Origin of the sequence: Agathobaculum faecis (assembly GCF_014287995.1) — a bacterium.
GTDB lineage: Bacteria > Bacillota > Clostridia > Oscillospirales > Butyricicoccaceae > Agathobaculum > Agathobaculum ammoniilyticum.
Genome location: NZ_JACOPL010000075.1, coordinates 1 through 711 on the forward strand (window position 1 = coordinate 1; position 711 = coordinate 711).

Genomic DNA, 711 nt, shown 5'->3' on the forward strand with positions numbered 1-711 from the left:
CCCGACGACGACAGCGGAAACAAGCGCGTGTGCATCTGCTTTTCCGATACTGGCGACGGCAACAAGGGCAAGGCGGTTATTGCGACGGTTGACAGCGCGAATGCGGTGACGTTTGGGGAGGTGGTGACGTTCAATGAAGCATCAACAACTGATATTCATTGTACATACTCATTAGATGGATGGGTATATGTTTTATTTATCGATTCCGCAACACAAATGATTGCATTTAATCCTGAATTGCTGACAGAAAAAACGGAAAAGAAACAGATTGCAGGAAGCATCCCGAATCTCGTAGAGATTTGCGCGGTTGGTCATTCTGTTGTTGGAATTTACAGCTCATATGCACAAACAATATATCGAACCGGAAATGTTTTAAATATTGGTGCGCAATATAATTGGAATAATTCGTATCAAGGTTTATTCCCATCTGCATCAATTACAGAAAACAATCGGTTTATCATTGCTTACGCTGATGGAGGCAACTCCTCCTACGGCACCACCACCATCCTTGAAATCTCCGGCAATCGGATCGCAGGCTCGTTCTTGAACAACTCCAAAGACGCAATAGCCCTTGAATCCGGTGAGGGCGGCGACACCATCAAACTCGGCTTTGGCGGGTACTGCGCATGTGAGGGCATAACCGCAGGACAGACGATCGATTCAGAGGGCATAACGGCGTATAGCCCGCTGGATGGGTGGCTGGAAATCAAA

The 711-nt window shown here is 47.0% G+C and carries 1 protein-coding gene; it reads left to right on the forward strand.

The window, feature by feature from the left end; all coding sequences use genetic code 11:
* Positions 1 to 711: hypothetical protein (locus tag H8S45_RS15910; protein ID WP_186950614.1), on the forward strand; the 711-nt coding region annotated here is incomplete at both ends.